Source organism: Burkholderia sp. MSMB1835 (genome assembly GCF_001526365.1).
In the GTDB taxonomy this organism is placed as follows: Bacteria; Pseudomonadota; Gammaproteobacteria; order Burkholderiales; family Burkholderiaceae; genus Burkholderia.
This window is the reverse complement of record NZ_LOYP01000004.1, coordinates 106,617-123,790: the sequence shown is the minus strand read 5'-3', so window position 1 is coordinate 123,790 and position 17,174 is coordinate 106,617. Positions and strand designations below refer to the sequence as shown.

Below are 17,174 nucleotides of genomic sequence, written 5' to 3'. Positions count from 1 at the left end.
GCACCGCGTGCGTTACATGTGCCACTTCACCGTGGCGGTCAGCGTGCGCGGATCGCCCGGCATGTTGTACAGGTCCGCGTTGCCGTGCGCGGCGATGAAGTAGTGGCGATTGAACAGGTTGTCGAGCGTGAGCGTCACGTCGACCTTCTTGCTGCGATAGCCGGCGCCCAGGTTGAACACCGTAAACGACGGCAGCGTGACGAGATCGCTCGCCGACGTGTAGCGCGCCGACTGGAACTGCATGCCGGCCGCCGCATAGAAGCCGTACGGCAGCTCGCGCTTGAGCCACAGGTTCGCGCTGTGCCGCGGCATCAGCCCCGGCGTGTTGCTCGATACCGCGAGGCCGGCCGCGGTCGATTGCGCGGATCCGTCCACCGTGCCGTTCAGGTACGCGTAACCCGCATACACCGACCACTTCGGCGCGATCTCGCCGGTGAAGCCGAGCTCCATCCCGCGCACGTGCTGCGTGCCGATAGGCAACGCATAGCCGGGATTCGCCGGGTCGCCGATCTGCTGGTTGGTCTGGCGCATGTCGAACAGCGCGACGCTGGCCGTGGCCTTGCCGCCGAGGTCGAAACGCGAGCCGAGCTCATACGCGGTGGTCTTCTGCGGCGCGAGCGCGGCGCCGTTCGAGAACGCGCCGGAGCTGATCAGCGTGTCGGCCAGCGGCGAGAACGACTGGCTGAACGATCCGTACAGCGTGAGCCAGTCGAGCGGTTCGTAGATCAGGCCGACGCGCGGGCTCCACGCATGATCGGTGCGCTCGAGATTGACGTTCGACGACGTGTAGTCGTGGCGGGTCTGGTTCAGGTAGTCGAAGCGCAGGCCCGCGAGCACCTTCCAGTGTTCGGTCAGCGAGATCAGATCCTGCGCATAGACGCCCGCGAGCCCGACAACGGTCGACGCGTTCGTCTTCGCGCGCACGCCGGTCGGCACGCCGGGCAGCACGACCGGCTGCGGATTGAAGAGATCGTAGGTCGCGACCTTCGTCACGCCGTAGATCGTGTCGAACTTCTGCTGCTGCGACAGCTCGAGCCCGTACAGCAGCTCGTGACGCATGCCGAACAGCGACGTCTTCTGCGTGAGCTCGAACAGCCCGTCGATGCCGTGATCGGTGCGCTGGCGCGTCGACTGGTCGAGCGTGACGACCGGGCGCGCGGCCGTCTTGATCGGCTCGTACGTCACGTAGTTCTTCCGCTCGAGCGAGAAGTCGTACGCGCGGATCGCGCCGTGGAACGACAGCGAATCGTCGAAGCGGTGATCGAGCGACACCGTCGCGCTCTTCGCGGAGACGTCGTTGTAAGAACTGTTCCCCCCGTCGGCCGACCCGTAGTACGTGTTGATCGGCACGTCGACCGGCCGGCCGCGATACGCGGGCAGGCCCTGATCGGACGTGCGGCGGTCGTGCAGGTAGTCGAATTCGACGTTCAGCACCGTGTCGCGGTCGAGCTTGAACTGCGCGGACGGCGCGATCGCCTGCCGGTTGAGCTGGAACTGGTCGCGGAAGCTGTTCGAATTCTCGGCCGCGCCGGTCATCCGAAAGCGCGCCGCGTCGTTCGGGTTCCAGCCGAGGTCGAATTCGCCGCGCCGCTCGCCGCGCGTGCCGAGCGTCACGCCCACGTCGTTCACCGGCGTCGCCTGCGGCCGCTTCAGCACGCGATTCACGATGCCGCCCGCCGAGCCGCGCCCGTACAGCACGGCCGCCGGCCCCTTCAGCACTTCGACACGCTCGACGTTCGACAGGTCGCGGTAGTACAGCGCATCGTCGCGAATGCCGTCGACGTACTGGTCCGTGATGCTGTTGAAGCCGCGGATCGTGATCTGGTCGCGCTGGCCGTCGCCGACCGAGAAGCCGACGCCCGGCACGTTGCGCAGTGCGTCCTGCAGCGACGTCGCGTTCTGATCCTCGATCACCGCGTGCGGCACGACGTTCACCGTCTGCGGCACGTCCATCAGCGACATGTCGGTCTTGGTCGCCGCGCGCGAATGGCCGCCGTCGTACGACGCATGCTCGGCGGCCGCGTTGACGGAAATCGCGGGCAGGGTCGCCGCGGCGTCAGCCGCCTGCGCAAACGAAGTGCGGGCGCCGGCCAGCGACGTGACGATCAGAAGCGCATGGCACGCGCTCGTGTTGAGTTTCATCGTGAACGTTCGTGAACGTGGAAGGTGGTGAAGAAAACGGCGAACGAGAATGCGCCGGCCCGCGCGCACATCGCGCGGCGAAGCGGCCAAGCCCTTTTCGCGAAAACGACGATGCGCGTGGAGGATCGCCCCGTCGCGCAGGCCGGGTGGCGAACGGCCGGCGCGGATCGCTGCCGGCCGGCGCCGCCGGCACGAAAAAAGCCGTGACATCCCGTCACGGCTCGTAATGCGGCGAAATAATAAACGAGAATGATTCGTGTTTTTAGTTAATTTTCACCGTGTCGCCTGTCCGCAACGCAAGCGCGCATGGCGCTCTGCATTCCTGACGAATGCCTTTCTGTTTTGGGCCATCGAGCGGCTCAATTCGTAATGAAAACGAAAGATTCGAATCGGCCGCCTCATGCGGCAACGATCGATAACAGGCGGGAATCGGGATACGACGACGGGGGGAAACTGGAGAGGATCACGAAGGATCGGGTCGAGCAGACGAGGCGGATTCAACGGTCCGGTGCGCGCCGGACCGGGCAACCCCGACCCGGCGCTCCGGGCAGCCGACCTCGTATCGGCAGCGCAGCGGATCTTCGTCCGTTCTTCACTACGTCTGCTCTCAGGCTCACTGCATTTTTTTCCTCGCCGCGCTGCGCCATTATCCGCTCAATTCGGCCCAAGTAAAACGTTTGCGCTTGCACCGCGGCCGTTATACCGGGGATTTGGACACATTCTTTCCGAATGCTTACGGTCATTGCGGCGCGCTTGCCCCATGTTGCATTCGCCGCGGCGTTCCTTTTAAATGGAACTGGTTCCATTCGCCGAATCGACACTATTCGCGCGTGACGCGCCGTCGCGGGCGCGTCATGATGCCGATTCAGGATCGAGGACCGTTCAGTTCAGGATTCGCATCGCCCGTCCTTCCGGACACCCCGTCAAACGAGACCGTCATGCCCGATTCCGCCTCCCTGCAGCACCTGTTTCCCGCCTTACAGGACATCCCCGCCGAATTCCGGCTGGCTTCGCCGATTCACCAGCGCGTGTCGCTCGTCGACGGCGAATTGCGACCGTGGGACGGCGCAACCAAGACCGTGCTGTCGCCGGTGTGCGTGCGCCAGGCAGACGGCAGCGTCGAGCAGGTCGAGATCGGCAGCTACCCGGTGATGGGCGAAACGGAAAGCGACGCGGCGCTCGACGCCGCGGTGCGCGCGTACGACGCCGGCCGCGGCGAATGGCCGACGATGAAGGTCGAACAGCGCATCGCGTGCATGCAGGACTTCATCAAGCGGATGGTCGCGCAGCGCGAGCTGGTCGTGAACCTGATCATGTGGGAGATCGGCAAGAGCCTCGCCGATTCGCAGAAGGAATTCGACCGCACCGTCACCTACATGACGCAGACGATCGATGCGCTGAAAGAGCTCGACAACGCGAACTCGCGCTTCGTGATCGCGGAAGGCACGATCGGCCAGATCCGCCGCACGCCGCTGGGCGTCGTGCTGTGCATGGGCCCGTACAACTATCCGTTGAACGAGACGTTCGCGACGCTGATTCCGGCGCTGCTGATGGGCAACACCGTGGTGTTCAAGCCGCCGCAGTACGGCACGCTGCTGTTCGAGCCGCTGCTCGAGGCGTTCCGCGACGCGTTCCCGAAGGGCGTGATCAACACGATCTACGCGCCGGGCGCGGTGGTCGTGCCGCACATGCTCGCGTCGGGCAAGATCAACGTGCTCGCGCTGATCGGGTCGAGCAAGGTGGCCGATCACCTGAAGAAGCAGCACCCGAAGTCGCACCGGCTGCGCGCGATCCTCGGCCTCGACGCGAAGAACGCGGCGATCGTGCTGCCCGACGCCGATCTCGACCTCACCGTGAAGGAGTGCCTGCTCGGCGCGCTGTCGTTCAACGGCCAGCGCTGCACCGCGCTGAAGATGCTGCTCGTGCATCGCTCGATCGTCGACGAATTCCTGAAGCGCTTCACCGCCGCACTCGAACAGCTGAAGATCGGCATGCCGTGGGAAAAAGGCGTCAGCATCACGCCGCTGCCCGGCATGCATCGCACCGCGTACATGACCGACGCGATCGACGACGCGAAGGCGAAGGGCGCGCAGGTCGTCAATCGTTCGGGCGGGGAATTCAGCAAGACGCTGTTCTATCCGGCCGTCGTGTATCCGGTGTCCGAAGGGATGAAGCTGTACCGCGAGGAGCAGTTCGGGCCGATCATTCCGGTCGCACCGTTCGACGACGTGGAAACCGCGCTCGACTACGTGACGACGTCGGATCACGGCCAGCAGGTCAGCATCTTCGGTTCCGATCCGGCGCAGATCGGCGCGCTCGTCGATCCGCTCGTGAACCAGGTGTGCCGCGTGAACATCAATTGCCAGTGCCAGCGCGGGCCCGACGTGTTCCCGTTCGCGGGGCGCAAGGATTCGGCCGAAGGCACGCTGTCGGTGAGCGATGCGCTGCGCGCGTTCTCGATCCGCTCGATGGTCGCGGCGAAGCAGACCGACGACAGCAAGCAACTGCTCGACTCGATCGTGTCGGATCACCACTCGAAGTTCATCAATACCGGCTTCATTTTCTGAAGCCGTCCCGGTCGATGCCGGAGCCTTCGCCGCACGCCGGTGCGGCGGAGTGCCTCCGGCATGCATCGCCCGGCTAGACGTTCGTCGCCAGCAGCCGAATGCCCGCGACGCCGAACACCACGGCCAGGCACGCTTCCATCGCGCGACGGCCGCGCACGTACAGCCGCCGCGCACCGTCCATCGAGAACACCAGCGCATAGCCGCCGAACACCATGCAGCCGATCGCGAGGCAGCCCGGGACGACGGCGCCGTGCGCGCCGCCCGCGCCGTTCGACGACAGCGCGACGATCGATACCCACACGAGAATCGCCTTCGGATTGGTCAGGTGCAGCATCGCGCCGCGCACGTAGAAGCGCGACAGCCGCTGCTCGCGCGCCGCGCTCGCCGAGGCCGCCGGCGGCCCCGACAGCGCCGTGCGCGCCGACTTGAACGCGAGCCACAGCAGGTACAGCCCGCCGAAGACCTTGATCGCGACCAGCAGCTTCGACCACGCGAGCAACGCGGCCGATATGCCGAGCGCCGCGATCGTCGCCCAGAACATCGACCCCGAAATCACGCCGAGCGCGAACGCGAGCGCCGCCTTGCGGCCCTGGTTCGCGGCGACCGACATGATCGCGAGATTGCTCGGCCCGGGGCTGGCCGTGCCGATGAAATAGGCCGTGTAGGCAAGCAGCAGGTTGGCCGAGAAGAAGGTATGGGCGCTCATGTCGTATCTCGCGGGGACGATTCGGAGATTGTTGGCAAACTCGCGCCGTCTGCCCATGGACAATTGTGCGGCCGATCGGTGGGCCAGTTGGATGGCCACGCAACCGATCGCCCGCCGCCGGACCGTCTCTGTTTTGAAACAACCGGCGTGTTCGCCGCCGGTTCGCGCGATGCGACAGCGCACGTTCCGCGCCCCCGTTTGCCGTCGGCGGATGCACGGCGGGCGCGGCCGGACCACGCGGCACGCGTCGTTCCGGCCGTTCGCCGGCGCAAACGCGCGACGCGCCCGAGGCCCGCGTTACGTTACATCCGTGAAGCATTTCGCGTCGTCACTCCGCTTCGGGCGCCCGACGCCGCCCACCTCGCGCCCGTAGACACCCGCCTCGAACGCCTGCGCGATCCAGTCCCGACGGGACTCGCCGACCGGCGGCGGAGCGCGGCTCAACATTGCTCAACAATCGTCCGGCGGCGCTGGTACGGAATCTGCATTCCGTTCGGGCAGAAGCCGCGCGCGGGGACCGCGCGGACATGAATTCACCCTCGGGCGCGTCCGCGGATACGCCCGTACGACATGCACATGCAACGAGGCTCTTCATGGATGCGCAGCCCAACTCGTCCGACTCGTCGTTCCAGCTCTTCCTCGCGAAGGTGCTCGAACAGCCGCTGCCCGACTGGACCGAAAAACAGCAGATGGAACTCGAGATGGCGCGCACGCTGTCGACGCAAATGGTCACGCTCGCCGAAGACATGCGCGGCCGCGCGCCCGATCTCGCGCGCTGCCTCGTGCTGCTCCGCTACGCGAAGGTGCTCGACTTCATGCTGACGTCGTTCGCCGCGCACCGCGACATTCATCCGCAGACGCTGCGCACGCTGTTCCGGCTCGCGAACCTGAAGGTCGACGACGCCTATCCGGTGTGAGCCGGCGCAACGGACCGCGCGTCGCGCACGGCCGTTGCGGCAATCCAGCCCACCCCGCACACGCGCGCCCCGACTGCCCCTCTACGTAAACGGAGGTACAATCGCGCGCCATGAACGCACTTCGCCGCTTCCTGCTCCGGCCAGGCGTCGCGCGACGGTGGCTGTGGGGGTTCCTCCTCGTGACGCTGCTGTCCCGCGCGCTGATGTCGGGCGCCGTGATGCTCGATCCGGACGGTCCGGATGCGGGCTCGGTGGTGCTGTGTTCGGGCCGCGGCCCGCTGATCGTCACCGGCGCCGCGCTGGCCGCCCGCTTCGATGCGGGCGCGCCGATCACGCCGGCCAACGATGCGCGCGCGCTCGCCGATGCACTGAAGCATGACGCGCATGCCGACCAGGCGGCGTCCTCCGACAACGGCGACAGCCTGTGCGCGTTCGGCGCCGCACTGTTCACCGCGCTCGCGTCGTTCGTGCTGCTGGTGCTGCTGTTTCCCGCGGCGCCGCCGCGGCGCTTCTTCATTCGCTTCGACGGTCTTCCATTCGTGCGATCGATATTCGACGATCGCCCGCCCTCCCGCGCCCCTCCTCTGTTCTGCTGAACGTTTTGCCCCGTGACGCGCGCACGTCGACGTGCATGCGCGTTCACGCCGTTCGTTTCGCCCTGACCTGATTCACGCGTTCACCCGAATGCCCGCATCGCGCGGGCGACGTCGCCCTGCGCACCGTTTGCGCGGTGCACCGCGCCGCCTGTCGCGGCGATGCACGCATGCGGGTGCGACGCACGTCGACCGCAGCCGGCCCGCGCCGGTCGCGCCGCTCGACGCACCCGAGGAGTTCACACCATGTCGACCACCGTCGATCGGGCCATCTCGCCCGCCCGTTCCGCCAGCGCCGGTTACCGGACGCTCTGGCGCTGGCATTTCTACGCCGGCCTGTTCGTGATGCCGTTCCTCGTGATCCTCGCGATCACGGGCACGCTCTACTGCTTCCAGCCGCAGATCGAACCGCTGCTGTATCCGCACCGGCTGGTCGTCGAACCGCGCGCGACGCCGCGGCTCGATGCCGACACGCTGCTCGCCCGCGCACGCACCGCGATGCCGGCCGGCGCCACGCCGGTGTCCGTGCAGGTCGCCACCGCGCCGGACCGCAGCGCCGAGTACGTATTCCGGCTGCGCGACGGCAGCCGCGAGAGCGTGTACGTGAACCCGTACGACGGCAGCGTGCTCGGCACGCTGAGCGTCGAGAACCGCTTCATGCAGATCGACCGGATGCTGCATCGCAAGCTGCTGCTCGGCAAGACCGGCGAGTTGCTGATGGAGCTCGCCGCCTGCTGGACCTTCGTGATGATCGGCACCGGCGTCGCGCTGTGGTGGCCGCGCGGGACGGCCCGCGTCGGGCGCGCGCTGCGGCCCGACCTGTCGCTGCGCGGCCGGCCGCTGTGGAAGAGCATTCACGCGTCGGCCGGCATCTGGCTCGCGGCCGGCACGGTCGCGTTCATCCTGACGGGGCTGCCGTGGTCGGGCTCGTGGGGCAAGAATTTCAAGGCGCTCGCCGCGACCGTGAACCTCGGCGCGCCGGAAGGCGCGTGGGGCGGCGGGTCGATCCGCTCGACGCGACCGGGTGCCGCTGTGACGGCCGGGCACGCGCCTGCGCAGCCGGCCATGCCGTCCGGCCATCACCACGATTCCGGCGAATCGATGCCGGGCATGGTGATGGACGACCTGCCGTTGCCGCAAACGCCGTGGGCGGTCGGCAACGTGCCCGTGCCGCATTCGCCGTCGGCGTCGGCGTCGGCACCCGCGCCGCTGCCGCTGGCCCGCGCGGTCGCGATCGTCGCCGGGCTCGGCGTGACGAGCGGCTACACGCTCGCGTTGCCGTCCGGCGCGGATGGCGTGTTCACCGCGTCGTACTTTCCGGCCGACCCGAAGGCCGAACGCACGATCTACGTCGACCAGTACAGCGGCGCCGTCCTGAAGGACATCCGCTACGGCGACTACGGCGCGGTATCGAAAGCCGTGTCGTACGGCACGTCGCTGCACATGGGCCGTTATTTCGGGCTCGCGAACCAGATCCTTTGCGCGGTGTTGTCGCTCGGGCTGGCCGCGATGGCCGTCACGGGCACCGTGATGTGGTGGAAACGCCGCCCGGCCGGGAAGCTGGGCGCACCGTCGCGCGAACGCGGCACGCCGCCGATGCGCGGCTGGGTCGCCGGGCTCGTGCTGCTCGGCATCGTGTTCCCGCTGATGGGGTTGACGCTCGTCGCGGTCTGGCTGCTCGACCGGCTGCTGTTCGGCCGCGCGGCCCCGGCCGCAGCGTGATCGACGCAAGCGCCTCCCCCATTCGAAGGAAACCGAAACGATGAAGTTCAGATCGATGCTACCCGCTGCCGTTCTCGCGGCGCTCTCGCCGGGCGGGCACGCACAGGAAAGCGGCGTCGACGACGCCGGCGCCACGCTCGCACCGATTCGCGTCGACGCGCAGAAGGCGCCCGCACTGACGCATCCGCTCGACACCGGCAGCCATCTCGGGCTGTCGCCGCTCGAAACGCCCGCGAGCGTCGAGCAGATCGGCCGCGCGACCCTCGACACGCGCGGCGACAGTTCGATCGTCGACGCAGTAAGCCGCGCCGCCGGCATCAGCGCGTCGCCGCATCCCGGCAACGGCGATTCGGAACTCGCCGCGCGCGGCTTCGTCGGCGCGTCGTCGGTCACGCAGCTCTACGACGGCGTGCGCCCGTACGGCGCGATCGGCGTCACGTTCCCGTTCGACACGTGGTCGGTCGACCATATCGACGTGCTGCGCGGCCCCGCTTCGGTGATCTACGGCGAAGGCGCGATCGGCGGCGTGGTCAACATCGTGCCGAAGAAACCGACGCGCGCGCCGATCCGCAACGAGCTGCAGGTCGGCGGCGGCACCGAAGGCACGGCGCGCGCGGCGTTCGGCAGCGGCGGCGCGATCGACGACAAGCTGTCGTACCGCTTCGACCTCAGCGGCAACCGCTCGTCGAACTGGGTCGATCGCGGCGACTCGCGCAACCTGTCGGTCTCGGGCGCGCTGCGCTACGACGTGACGCCCGACCTGTACGTGACGGCGTCGTACGCGCAGGGCTTCCAGCATCCGATGCGGTATTTCGGCGCGCCGCTCGTCGGCGGCGCGCGCGATCGCGCGCTCGACGAGAAGAACTACAACGTCGGCGACGCCGACATCGCGTTCCGCGACAGCTGGGCCACCGTATCGGCGAACTGGCAGCCGAGCGACGGCCTGAACGTGACGAGCACGCTGTACCGGATGAAGAGCAATCGTCACTGGAAGGATGCGGAGTACTACACGTACGTGCCGTCGAGCGCGCAAGTCCGGCGCAGCAGCTACACCGAGATCTTTCATGATCAGGAGCAGTACGGCAACGTGACGACGGCCACCGTCGACAGCGCGTTGTTCGGGATGCGCAACACGTTTTCGGCGGGCGTCGAGTTCAACCATACGACGTTCCAGCACGACAACAACTCGCCGTATTCGGGCACGTCGACGGTCGATCCGTTCGACTTCGATCCGGGCGGTTTCATCAATACGGCCGGCACGTTTCCGAAGTACCGCAGCCAGTCGAACCAGTACGCGCTGTTCGCGGAGAACCGGCTCGCGATCACGCCGCGCTGGTCGGTGATCGGCGGGCTGCGCTACGACCATGCGAGCGTGAACCGCGACGATCTCGTGAACGGCGGCGCATTCACGAAGGTGTTCGCGAACACGGGCTGGCGCGTCGGCACCGTGTACGACGTACGGCCCGGTTTCGCCGTGTACGGCCAGTATTCGGTCGCGGCCGATCCGGTCAGCTCGCTGCTGTCGCTGAATGCATCGAAGGCGAACTTCACGCTCGCGACCGGCCGCCAGATCGAGATCGGCGTGAAGCAGTCGTTCCTCGACGGCAAGGCCGAATGGACGCTGGCCGCGTACCGGATCGCGAAGAGCAATCTCCTGACCGCCGACCCGGCGAACCCCAATCAGTCGATCCAGGTCGGCCAACAGTCGTCGCGCGGGCTGGAGGCGACGGTCGGTGCGGAGATCGCGAAGGACTGGCGCGTCGATGCGAACGTGTCGATCCTGCGCGCGAAATACGACGATTTCCAGCAGTCGTCCGGCGGCGCGACCGTATCGCGCGCGGGCAACGTGCCGGTGTCGGTGCCGCAGCGTCTGGCGAACCTGTGGGTGAGCTGGCGCTTCGCCCCGGACTGGACGGGCATCGCGGGCGTCAAGTACGTCGGCAAGCGGTTCGCCGATACCGCGAACCAGCTCGTGATGCCGTCGTACACGACCGTCGACCTCGGCCTCGCGTGGAAGCCGCGCAAGGACACGACGATCACCGCCCGCGCGTACAACGTGTTCAACCGTCGTTACGTGCAGTCCGCGTACTACAACGAGACGCAGTACCTGCTCGGCAACGACCGGCGGCTCGAGGTGCTGGCGAACTACCGGTTCTGATGCGACGCGCCGCGACGCAACGCGCGCGGCGCCGCGTGCGCGGCGGCGGATCGGTCAGCCTCCGGTATCGTCGCGGCCGACCCGGACGCATCGATCAAGTACGCGGCCCCGCCATCCACTTCCGGTAGCGTCGCGTCTGGCACTGCGCGGCCAGTTGCTGCTTCACCAGCGCGCGCAGCGGCGACACCTGCGGGTGCGTACGACGCCCTTCGCTGAGCCGCGCGAGCTGGAACTTGACGACAGCCATGTTCGCCAGCGCGCCCAGCGCCTTGTTCTTCCAGCGGATCGGCTGCAGCACCGGCGCGCTGTCCTTGCCGGCGCGCCAGTCGCGCGGCAGGTTCGGGTCGATCGACAGCGCGGTCGCGATGCCGACCATCGCCACGCCGCTGTTCACGACCTGCTCGGCCACCGCACGGCGCCGGATCCCGCCCGTGACCATCAGCGGCATCCGCGCGACGGCCGTGATGTCGCGCGCGAATTCGAGGAAATACGCTTCGCGCGCGAGCGTGCGCCCGTCGCGCGCCTCGCCCTGCATCGCCGGCACTTCATAGCTGCCGCCCGACAGTTCGACGAGGTCGACGCCGAGCGGATTCAGCAATTCGACCACGCGCTTCGCGTCGTCCGCGCTGAAACCGCCGCGCTGGAAATCGGCCGAATTCAGCTTCACCGCGACGGCGAAGGCCGGCGATACCGACGCGCGCACCGCCTTCACGATATCGAGCAGCAGGCGTGCGCGATTCTCGATGCTGCCGCCCCATTGATCCTGCCGGCGGTTCGTCAGCGGCGACAGGAACTGGCTCAGCAGATAGCCGTGCGCCGCATGCACCTGCACGCCGGTGAAGCCGCTTTGCTCCGCGAGCTGCGCGGCACGCACGAAACGCTGCTGCACGTCGGCGATATCGGCCGCCGTCATCTCCTTGGGCACCGGAAACTGCTTCGACAGCGCGCCGAGCGCGAGCGGCACGGCCGACGGCGCGAGCGTCGTCTGGCCGAGCGCCGCCTGCATCTGGCGCCCGGGGTGATTGATCTGCATCCACACGTGCCCGCCGCCCGAGCGGGCGATCTGCGCCCAGCGGCGGAAACGGTCGAGATGCGCGTCGCTTTCGAGCACGACGCCGTTCGGCCCCGTCATCGCGCGGCCGTCCACCATCACGTTGCCGGTCAGGATCAGGCCGGCCTGACCGTCGGCCCACGCCTGGTACAGGCGCAGCAACGCATCGGACGGCGCGTGGTCCGCATCGGCCATGTTTTCTTCCATCGCGGCCTTGGCCAGACGGTTCGGAATCACCGCCCCGTTGGGCAGTGTGAGGGGCGCAAACAGATTCATGTGGCAGATCCTCGATTGACGATGGCCCACGATAACTTTAAAGTCAACTTTAAGGTCAAGCCTTTTTGGAGCCCAACATGAAAATCGGCGAACTGGCGAAGGCGAGCGGCCTCGCGGCGTCTCGCATCCGTTTCTACGAAGCGAGCGGCCTGCTCGAACCGGCCCGCCGGCAGGCGAACGGCTATCGGGAATATGGGCCGGAAGCGTTGACGCGGCTCGCGATCATCGACCGCGCGCAGTGTGCGGGCTTCTCGCTCGACGAGATCCGCGCGGTGCTGCCGCCCGATCTCGGCGCATGGCCGCACGACGAACTGCTGGTCGCGCTGCGGCACAAGGTCGGCGAGATCGCGCTGCTCGAACGGCGGCTCGCGCAGAACCGTCAGCACCTCGAGACGTTGATCGACGAAATCGAGAACAAGCCCGAAGGCGAGGATTGCGCGAGCGCTGCGCAACGGATGCTCGACCGGCTCTGCGAGCAGGCCAGCCAGCCACTGGAGTCCGCACCCGTGGTGCGGCCGGCGCGCAAGCGCGCGTGAGGGATTGCGTTGCGGGATTACGCTACGCCGTCCGTCGATCCATCCATTTGCGCCGTGGCGAAACGGGTTGACGCATAGGCGTCGGCTGCCGCAGCGCAATCTCATGTCCCCTATTCATATGACAGCCCCCCGCATCAGAGAATGTCTCGTCGCCGCGCTGCTGATGTTCGGCATCGGCGGCGCCTTCGCCTGGACTTGCGCCGACACGCCTGCGTCGTTCGCTTGCCCGGACAAACCCGATCTGCCGGACGAGATCGTCGCGCAGCTTCCGGCCGGCTACGAAGCGATGGACACCGCATCCGGCCAGTTGACCGATAGCACGCGCAACGGCTACGTCGTCGTCGCGCACCGACCCGACGACTCGATGGCCAACGCGTCGCTGCGTCCGCTGATGATCTTCCTGCAAGGCAAGGACGGGCGCTACCGGCTGGCCGCGCGCAACGACACTGTGATCATGAAAGCCGACGAAGGCGGCATGGACGACCCGTATCTCAATGGCGTCGCCGACAACGCGCTCACGGTCGGCGCTCGCGCCTTCACGGTCGAACAGGGGGTATTTGCGGGCCACAACCATTGGCGCGACCGCATCACGTTTCGCTACGACATCTCACACCGTACGTGGGTGTTTCATCGCGACGTGTTCCGGAACTGGCGATTCAACTATGACGAGGACGGCGATGCGCTAAAGGCCGACCCGGTACGCATTACGCGCGCCAATGCGGCCAAGCCCGTCACGTTCGAAGCGTGGCGACCGCGTGACTGGTGCGATTCGGCGGAGCGGCGCGAAAGTGATCCGGCTTGCCGCACGCATTGATGGCGGCACTGCCGCTGACGATGCGCGCCAATAGCGGGGCCGAAGCACGGCGCAGCGCGGCGCGGCTGCACCGATTTGCTTACGTCGCAGGTAATCGACGCGCACCTCCCGCGCCGCGATCATGGCTCCATCGACTCACGCACCGCATCCCGCCAAGGAGCCCGCCATGACCGCCTACGCCATCGCTCACCTGCACGACGTCGAGATGTGCGACGACATCGTCGAATATCTCGAACGTATCGACGGCACGCTCGCGCCGTACGACGGCCATTTCGCGATTCACGGCGCACGGCCGGAAGTGCGCGAAGGCGTGTGGCGCGGCGACCTGATCGCGATCGCGTTTCCCGATCTCGACACGGCGCGCGCATGGTACGAATCGGACGCGTACCGGCAGATTCAGCCGCTGCGCGCACGACACGCGAGCGGCCCGTTGATCCTGATCGACGGCGTCGACGAACGGCACAAGGCGACCGACATCCTGCGCTGAGGCTCGATGCAGGTGATGACGCATACGACGCGTTGCGCGCCGCCCTCATCCGTCACGGTTCTCAGTAACGACACCGAGATGGCCTGATATGCGTCATTCATCAGACAAATATTTTCGCGGCATGCTCGACCCGATTATGCGAAACCCGGGTTGTGTAGATAGTCGCGGGGGATTGCTCAGTCAAGCCGCGCAGCCGCATGGCCGTGAGATACGCAACGGCCCCTTCCGGGGCCGCGCTTCGGCGTCGCCGCCAAATCATGCGTTCATGCCGTTGTGCAATCGTGCAATTGTGCTATAGTAAATGCAGGCGCTCGCCGGTGCCTGTTTAATACAAATCGAAGCACCATCCGATGCTTCAGCGTCAACGTAACACTATGGGTCGTCAACCGCCGAAACGCCGCGCACCGTTTGGGCATACAGGAGGCAAGTCAGAGCGTGCGCCTACTTAATAAATCACTAGGACGAAACCGGCTATGAACACGTTTGAACACAAGACCAGTGTCAAGGTCGTCGGTTCGAGCGGTCAGATTTCGCTTGGCAAGGAATTCGCCGGCCGGCAAGTGCTCATCGAAGAGCGCGAGCCGGGGGTGTGGCTCGTCCGCACCGCCGTCGTGATCCCCGAGAATGAAGCGTGGCTGCATGCGCCTCAGGCCCAACGTGACCTGCAGGAAGCACTCGCGTGGGCTCAAGCCAATCCGCCGCACGAATCAGACCCTGACGCCCTTTTCGAAGAGCTGCGACATGCACAAGAAAAACGACGTCGTAAAGGTGGATCTGAATAATGCGGTCTTCCAGCGTCAGTGGGTCGACCTGGACAAGACCGAGGCATCAAGGGTGCTCGCGACCCTCAAGAAGTTGCTGCAGTTGAACTGGGACCAACTGTACCGAGACCAGGGGCTGAAGTGGGAAAAGATTACGAGCGTAGCGCCGCCGGCCGGCATCGATGCACTGTATTCGCTGCGCATCACGCAGGCGCGTCGCGCGACCGCCTATCGTGAAGGCAATACGCTCCGCTTCCTCACGATCGAGCCCGATCACGACGCGACCTACGGCAAGAAGTGATCCGATGCGCCGGACCTCGACTCTCGAGGCCCGGCGTTTTCAGTTGATCGAGCGCGTCCTCATCCGCCAATCCGTCGTCAATGAAGCGCCTTCGGCCAGCCGTGCCGCCTACGCGTTCCGCTCCATCGGCTCGCCGACGACGAAGCCGCCGCCCTGGAACCGCTGCGCGGGATCGTCGTAATCGGCGGTCGGCGCCGTCACCGGAAACAGCCCGGCGAACTGCTCGGAGCTGTCGCGCGGGCGGAAGCCGAGGAAGCCGACCTTCGTGTTGTCCCACCACTTCACCGGGTTGTCCGACGCGCCGTAGACGATCGCGTGGCCGACACGATTCGTCAGCAGCGAGCAGCGCACGAGCTCGATGAAGTCGCGATAGCTGAGGAACGTGACGAGCATGCGCGGGTTCTTCGGCACCTCGAACGACGAGCCGATCCGCAGGCAGACGGTTTCGATCCCGAAGCGGTCGAAGTAGTAGCGCGACAGCGATTCGCCGAAGCACTTCGTCACGCCGTACAGGCTGTCGGGGCGCAGCGGCGAATCGGCGTCGAGCACTTCGGTGACCGGATGGAAACCGATCGCATGGTTCGAGCTCGCGAACACGACGCGCTTCACGCCGTGCTTGCGCGCGGCTTCGTACAGGTTGTACGTGCCGGTGATGTTCGCGCCGACCAGATCGTCGAACGGCGCATCGACCGAAATGCCGCCGAGGTGAACGATCGCGTCCACGCCGTCGACGATCTGCATCACGGCCGGCCGGTCGGCCAGGTCGACCTCGCGGATTTCTTCATGCGCGGCCGCGTCGCCCAGCGCCGCGATGTCGCTGACGCGCACGACGTCGGCCCAGTCGGCGAGCGCGCCGCGCAACTGGCGGCCGAGGTTGCCGGCCGCGCCCGTCAGCAGCAGGCGGCCGAACGGTTTGCGCGCGGCGGTGGATGAGGCGTTCATCGAATCTCCTTGAATCTACCCAAATCGGAAAACGTTTTCCAACTATACGCGGACGCGGCGCCGAACGTCAATGGCCGAACCTGCTTGCAGCCATCCGCACTTTCCCGATATCGACCGCTGGCCGCGCGCCGGCTTTTTCTGCCACAATCCGGCGTTATCGAACGAAAACGTTACCCTGCGGATGAAAAAAGTTTCCCCGACGATCCGCGACGTGGCCGCGGAAGCCGGCGTGTCGGTCGCGACGGTCTCGAAGTACGTGAACGGCACGCAGCGCTTCTCGCCGACCGTCGAGGCACGGCTGAAGGACGCCATCGAGCGGCTCGGCTACCGTTCGAACCCGCTCGCGCGCTCGATGATCACCGGCCGCACGCGCACCATCGGCCTCGTGATCCTCGACATCAGCAACCCGCACTTCACGAACGTGGTGAAAGGCGCGAACCGCGTCGCGCTGCAGCACGACTACACGCTGCTGCTCGTCGATACCGAGGAAAGCCAGGCGCGCGAACGTTCGCTGATCGAAGCGCTCGCGCAGCGCGTCGACGGGCTGATCGTCAGCACGCGGATGCCCGACGAGGAAGCCGGCTGGATGCTCGACCTCAACAAGCCGCTCGTGCTGCTGCGTCGCAGCCCGGGCCTGCCGATTCCGAGCGTCGGCATCGACAACCGGCTGTCGACCTACATGCTCGCGCGCCACCTGCTCAACCTCGGCCATACGCGCATCGCGTATCTCGGCTTCGGCACCGCGCGCGTGAACGACGAACGGATCCAGGGCGCGCGCGACTGCCTCGCCGAAGCCGGGCTCACGCTCGACGTGCACGACGCGCATGCGCCTACCGCCGAAGCCGGCGAGCGCGCGTGCTCGCGCGTGATGCTCGGGCCGCAACGCCCGCAGGCCGTGATCTGCTACAACGACCTGATCGCGCTCGGCTTCATGAAGGAAGCCGCGTCGCTCGGCTTCCGGCTGCCGCAGGACGTATCCGTCGCCGGCATCGACAACGTGCCGTACGGCGCATACGCGGCGCCCGCGCTGACGACCGTCGACATCCAGAGCGAGAACATGGGCGAGCTCGCGATGCAGAAGCTGATCGACGCGCTCGCCGGGCGCACCGACGCGAGCTATTCGACGTTCGAGCCGCGGCTGATCATGCGCGCGTCGACGGCCGCGGCCGGCTGACGCGGTCGCGACACGTCGCCGTCCCGA

At 66.8% G+C, this 17,174-nt stretch carries 15 protein-coding genes; 11 read left to right on the top strand and 4 right to left on the bottom strand.

What is annotated here, in order from left to right; all coding sequences use genetic code 11:
* Window positions 1–12: 12 nt before the first annotated feature.
* Window positions 13–2,142, bottom strand: a complete 2,130-nt coding sequence (locus WS96_RS02300; RefSeq protein ID WP_059830342.1) for a TonB-dependent receptor — start codon at window positions 2,140–2,142, stop codon at window positions 13–15.
* A 938-nt stretch (window positions 2,143–3,080) separates the two neighbouring features.
* Between WS96_RS02300 and WS96_RS02290 the strand changes: the two genes are divergently transcribed.
* Window positions 3,081–4,709, top strand: a complete 1,629-nt coding sequence (locus tag WS96_RS02290) for an NADP-dependent glyceraldehyde-3-phosphate dehydrogenase (protein WP_059830340.1) — start codon at window positions 3,081–3,083, stop codon at window positions 4,707–4,709.
* 73 nt (window positions 4,710–4,782) lie between these two features.
* Here the strand turns inward: WS96_RS02290 and WS96_RS02285 are convergent, their stop codons facing one another.
* Window positions 4,783–5,415 carry a LysE family translocator gene (locus tag WS96_RS02285; RefSeq protein ID WP_059830338.1) on the bottom strand — a complete coding sequence of 211 codons (633 nt, stop codon included), beginning with the start codon at window positions 5,413–5,415 and terminating at the stop codon, window positions 4,783–4,785.
* 593 nt (window positions 5,416–6,008) lie between these two features.
* Between WS96_RS02285 and WS96_RS02280 the strand changes: the two genes are divergently transcribed.
* The 4 genes from WS96_RS02280 (at window position 6,009) to WS96_RS02265 (ending at window position 10,805) form a co-directional block, all read left to right on the top strand.
* Entirely contained in the window at window positions 6,009–6,332 is a 324-nt protein-coding gene (locus WS96_RS02280) for a hypothetical protein (RefSeq protein ID WP_059830336.1), read from the top strand.
* 110 nt (window positions 6,333–6,442) lie between these two features.
* A complete protein-coding gene (locus tag WS96_RS02275) occupies window positions 6,443–6,928 on the top strand; it encodes a DUF2946 family protein (protein WP_059503928.1) in 486 nt (161 codons plus the stop codon).
* A gap of 243 nt (window positions 6,929–7,171) precedes the next feature.
* Entirely contained in the window at window positions 7,172–8,647 is a 1,476-nt protein-coding gene (locus WS96_RS02270; RefSeq protein ID WP_059830335.1) for a PepSY-associated TM helix domain-containing protein, read from the top strand.
* Between the two features lie 40 nt (window positions 8,648–8,687).
* A complete protein-coding gene (locus tag WS96_RS02265; RefSeq protein WP_059830333.1) occupies window positions 8,688–10,805 on the top strand; it encodes a TonB-dependent receptor in 2,118 nt (705 codons plus the stop codon).
* 94 nt (window positions 10,806–10,899) lie between these two features.
* Here WS96_RS02265 and WS96_RS02260 read toward each other — a convergent pair whose 3' ends face one another.
* Window positions 10,900–12,132 carry an NADH:flavin oxidoreductase/NADH oxidase family protein gene (locus WS96_RS02260; protein ID WP_059830331.1) on the bottom strand — a complete coding sequence of 411 codons (1,233 nt, stop codon included), beginning with the start codon at window positions 12,130–12,132 and terminating at the stop codon, window positions 10,900–10,902.
* 77 nt (window positions 12,133–12,209) lie between these two features.
* Here WS96_RS02260 and WS96_RS02255 point away from each other — a divergent pair, with 77 nt between their 5' ends.
* The 5 genes from WS96_RS02255 to WS96_RS02235 all read left to right on the top strand — a co-directional run bounded on the left by WS96_RS02255 (window position 12,210) and on the right by WS96_RS02235 (window position 15,031).
* Complete coding sequence (locus WS96_RS02255) at window positions 12,210–12,668, top strand: MerR family transcriptional regulator (protein ID WP_059830330.1); 459 nt, start codon at window positions 12,210–12,212, stop codon at window positions 12,666–12,668.
* Between the two features lie 103 nt (window positions 12,669–12,771).
* The gene (locus WS96_RS02250; protein ID WP_257127917.1) at window positions 12,772–13,482 is read left to right on the top strand and encodes a hypothetical protein; all 711 of its coding nucleotides are present in this window, start codon (window positions 12,772–12,774) and stop codon (window positions 13,480–13,482) included.
* 166 nt (window positions 13,483–13,648) lie between these two features.
* A complete protein-coding gene (locus WS96_RS02245; RefSeq protein ID WP_059830326.1) occupies window positions 13,649–13,969 on the top strand; it encodes a DUF1330 domain-containing protein in 321 nt (106 codons plus the stop codon).
* 473 nt (window positions 13,970–14,442) lie between these two features.
* On the top strand, window positions 14,443–14,751 hold the full coding sequence (locus tag WS96_RS31695) for a hypothetical protein (protein WP_082720161.1): 309 nt from the start codon (window positions 14,443–14,445) through the stop codon (window positions 14,749–14,751).
* Window positions 14,711–15,031, top strand: a complete 321-nt coding sequence (locus WS96_RS02235) for a hypothetical protein (protein ID WP_059830322.1) — start codon at window positions 14,711–14,713, stop codon at window positions 15,029–15,031. Before WS96_RS31695 ends, WS96_RS02235 begins: the two co-directional genes overlap by 41 nt.
* Window positions 15,032–15,139: 108 nt before the next feature.
* Here the strand turns inward: WS96_RS02235 and WS96_RS02230 are convergent, their stop codons facing one another.
* Complete coding sequence (locus WS96_RS02230; RefSeq protein WP_059830320.1) at window positions 15,140–15,973, bottom strand: NAD-dependent epimerase/dehydratase family protein; 834 nt, start codon at window positions 15,971–15,973, stop codon at window positions 15,140–15,142.
* Between the two features lie 70 nt (window positions 15,974–16,043).
* On the opposite strand from WS96_RS02230, the gene WS96_RS02225 reads away from it, so the two are divergent.
* A complete protein-coding gene (locus WS96_RS02225) occupies window positions 16,044–17,147 on the top strand; it encodes a LacI family DNA-binding transcriptional regulator (RefSeq protein ID WP_034205556.1) in 1,104 nt (367 codons plus the stop codon).
* Window positions 17,148–17,174 lie beyond the last annotated feature (27 nt).

Coding starts and splice junctions, on each gene's coding strand:
- WS96_RS02300 (WP_059830342.1), bottom strand. CDS start 2,142: ATGAAACTCAACACGAGCGCGTGCCATGCGCTTCTGATCGTCACGTCG.
- WS96_RS02290 (WP_059830340.1), top strand. CDS start 3,081: ATGCCCGATTCCGCCTCCCTGCAGCACCTGTTTCCCGCCTTACAGGAC.
- WS96_RS02285 (WP_059830338.1), bottom strand. CDS start 5,415: ATGAGCGCCCATACCTTCTTCTCGGCCAACCTGCTGCTTGCCTACACG.
- WS96_RS02280 (WP_059830336.1), top strand. CDS start 6,009: ATGGATGCGCAGCCCAACTCGTCCGACTCGTCGTTCCAGCTCTTCCTC.
- WS96_RS02275 (WP_059503928.1), top strand. CDS start 6,443: ATGAACGCACTTCGCCGCTTCCTGCTCCGGCCAGGCGTCGCGCGACGG.
- WS96_RS02270 (WP_059830335.1), top strand. CDS start 7,172: ATGTCGACCACCGTCGATCGGGCCATCTCGCCCGCCCGTTCCGCCAGC.
- WS96_RS02265 (WP_059830333.1), top strand. CDS start 8,688: ATGAAGTTCAGATCGATGCTACCCGCTGCCGTTCTCGCGGCGCTCTCG.
- WS96_RS02260 (WP_059830331.1), bottom strand. CDS start 12,132: ATGAATCTGTTTGCGCCCCTCACACTGCCCAACGGGGCGGTGATTCCG.
- WS96_RS02255 (WP_059830330.1), top strand. CDS start 12,210: ATGAAAATCGGCGAACTGGCGAAGGCGAGCGGCCTCGCGGCGTCTCGC.
- WS96_RS02250 (WP_257127917.1), top strand. CDS start 12,772: ATGTCCCCTATTCATATGACAGCCCCCCGCATCAGAGAATGTCTCGTC.
- WS96_RS02245 (WP_059830326.1), top strand. CDS start 13,649: ATGACCGCCTACGCCATCGCTCACCTGCACGACGTCGAGATGTGCGAC.
- WS96_RS31695 (WP_082720161.1), top strand. CDS start 14,443: ATGAACACGTTTGAACACAAGACCAGTGTCAAGGTCGTCGGTTCGAGC.
- WS96_RS02235 (WP_059830322.1), top strand. CDS start 14,711: ATGCACAAGAAAAACGACGTCGTAAAGGTGGATCTGAATAATGCGGTC.
- WS96_RS02230 (WP_059830320.1), bottom strand. CDS start 15,973: ATGAACGCCTCATCCACCGCCGCGCGCAAACCGTTCGGCCGCCTGCTG.
- WS96_RS02225 (WP_034205556.1), top strand. CDS start 16,044: ATGGCCGAACCTGCTTGCAGCCATCCGCACTTTCCCGATATCGACCGC.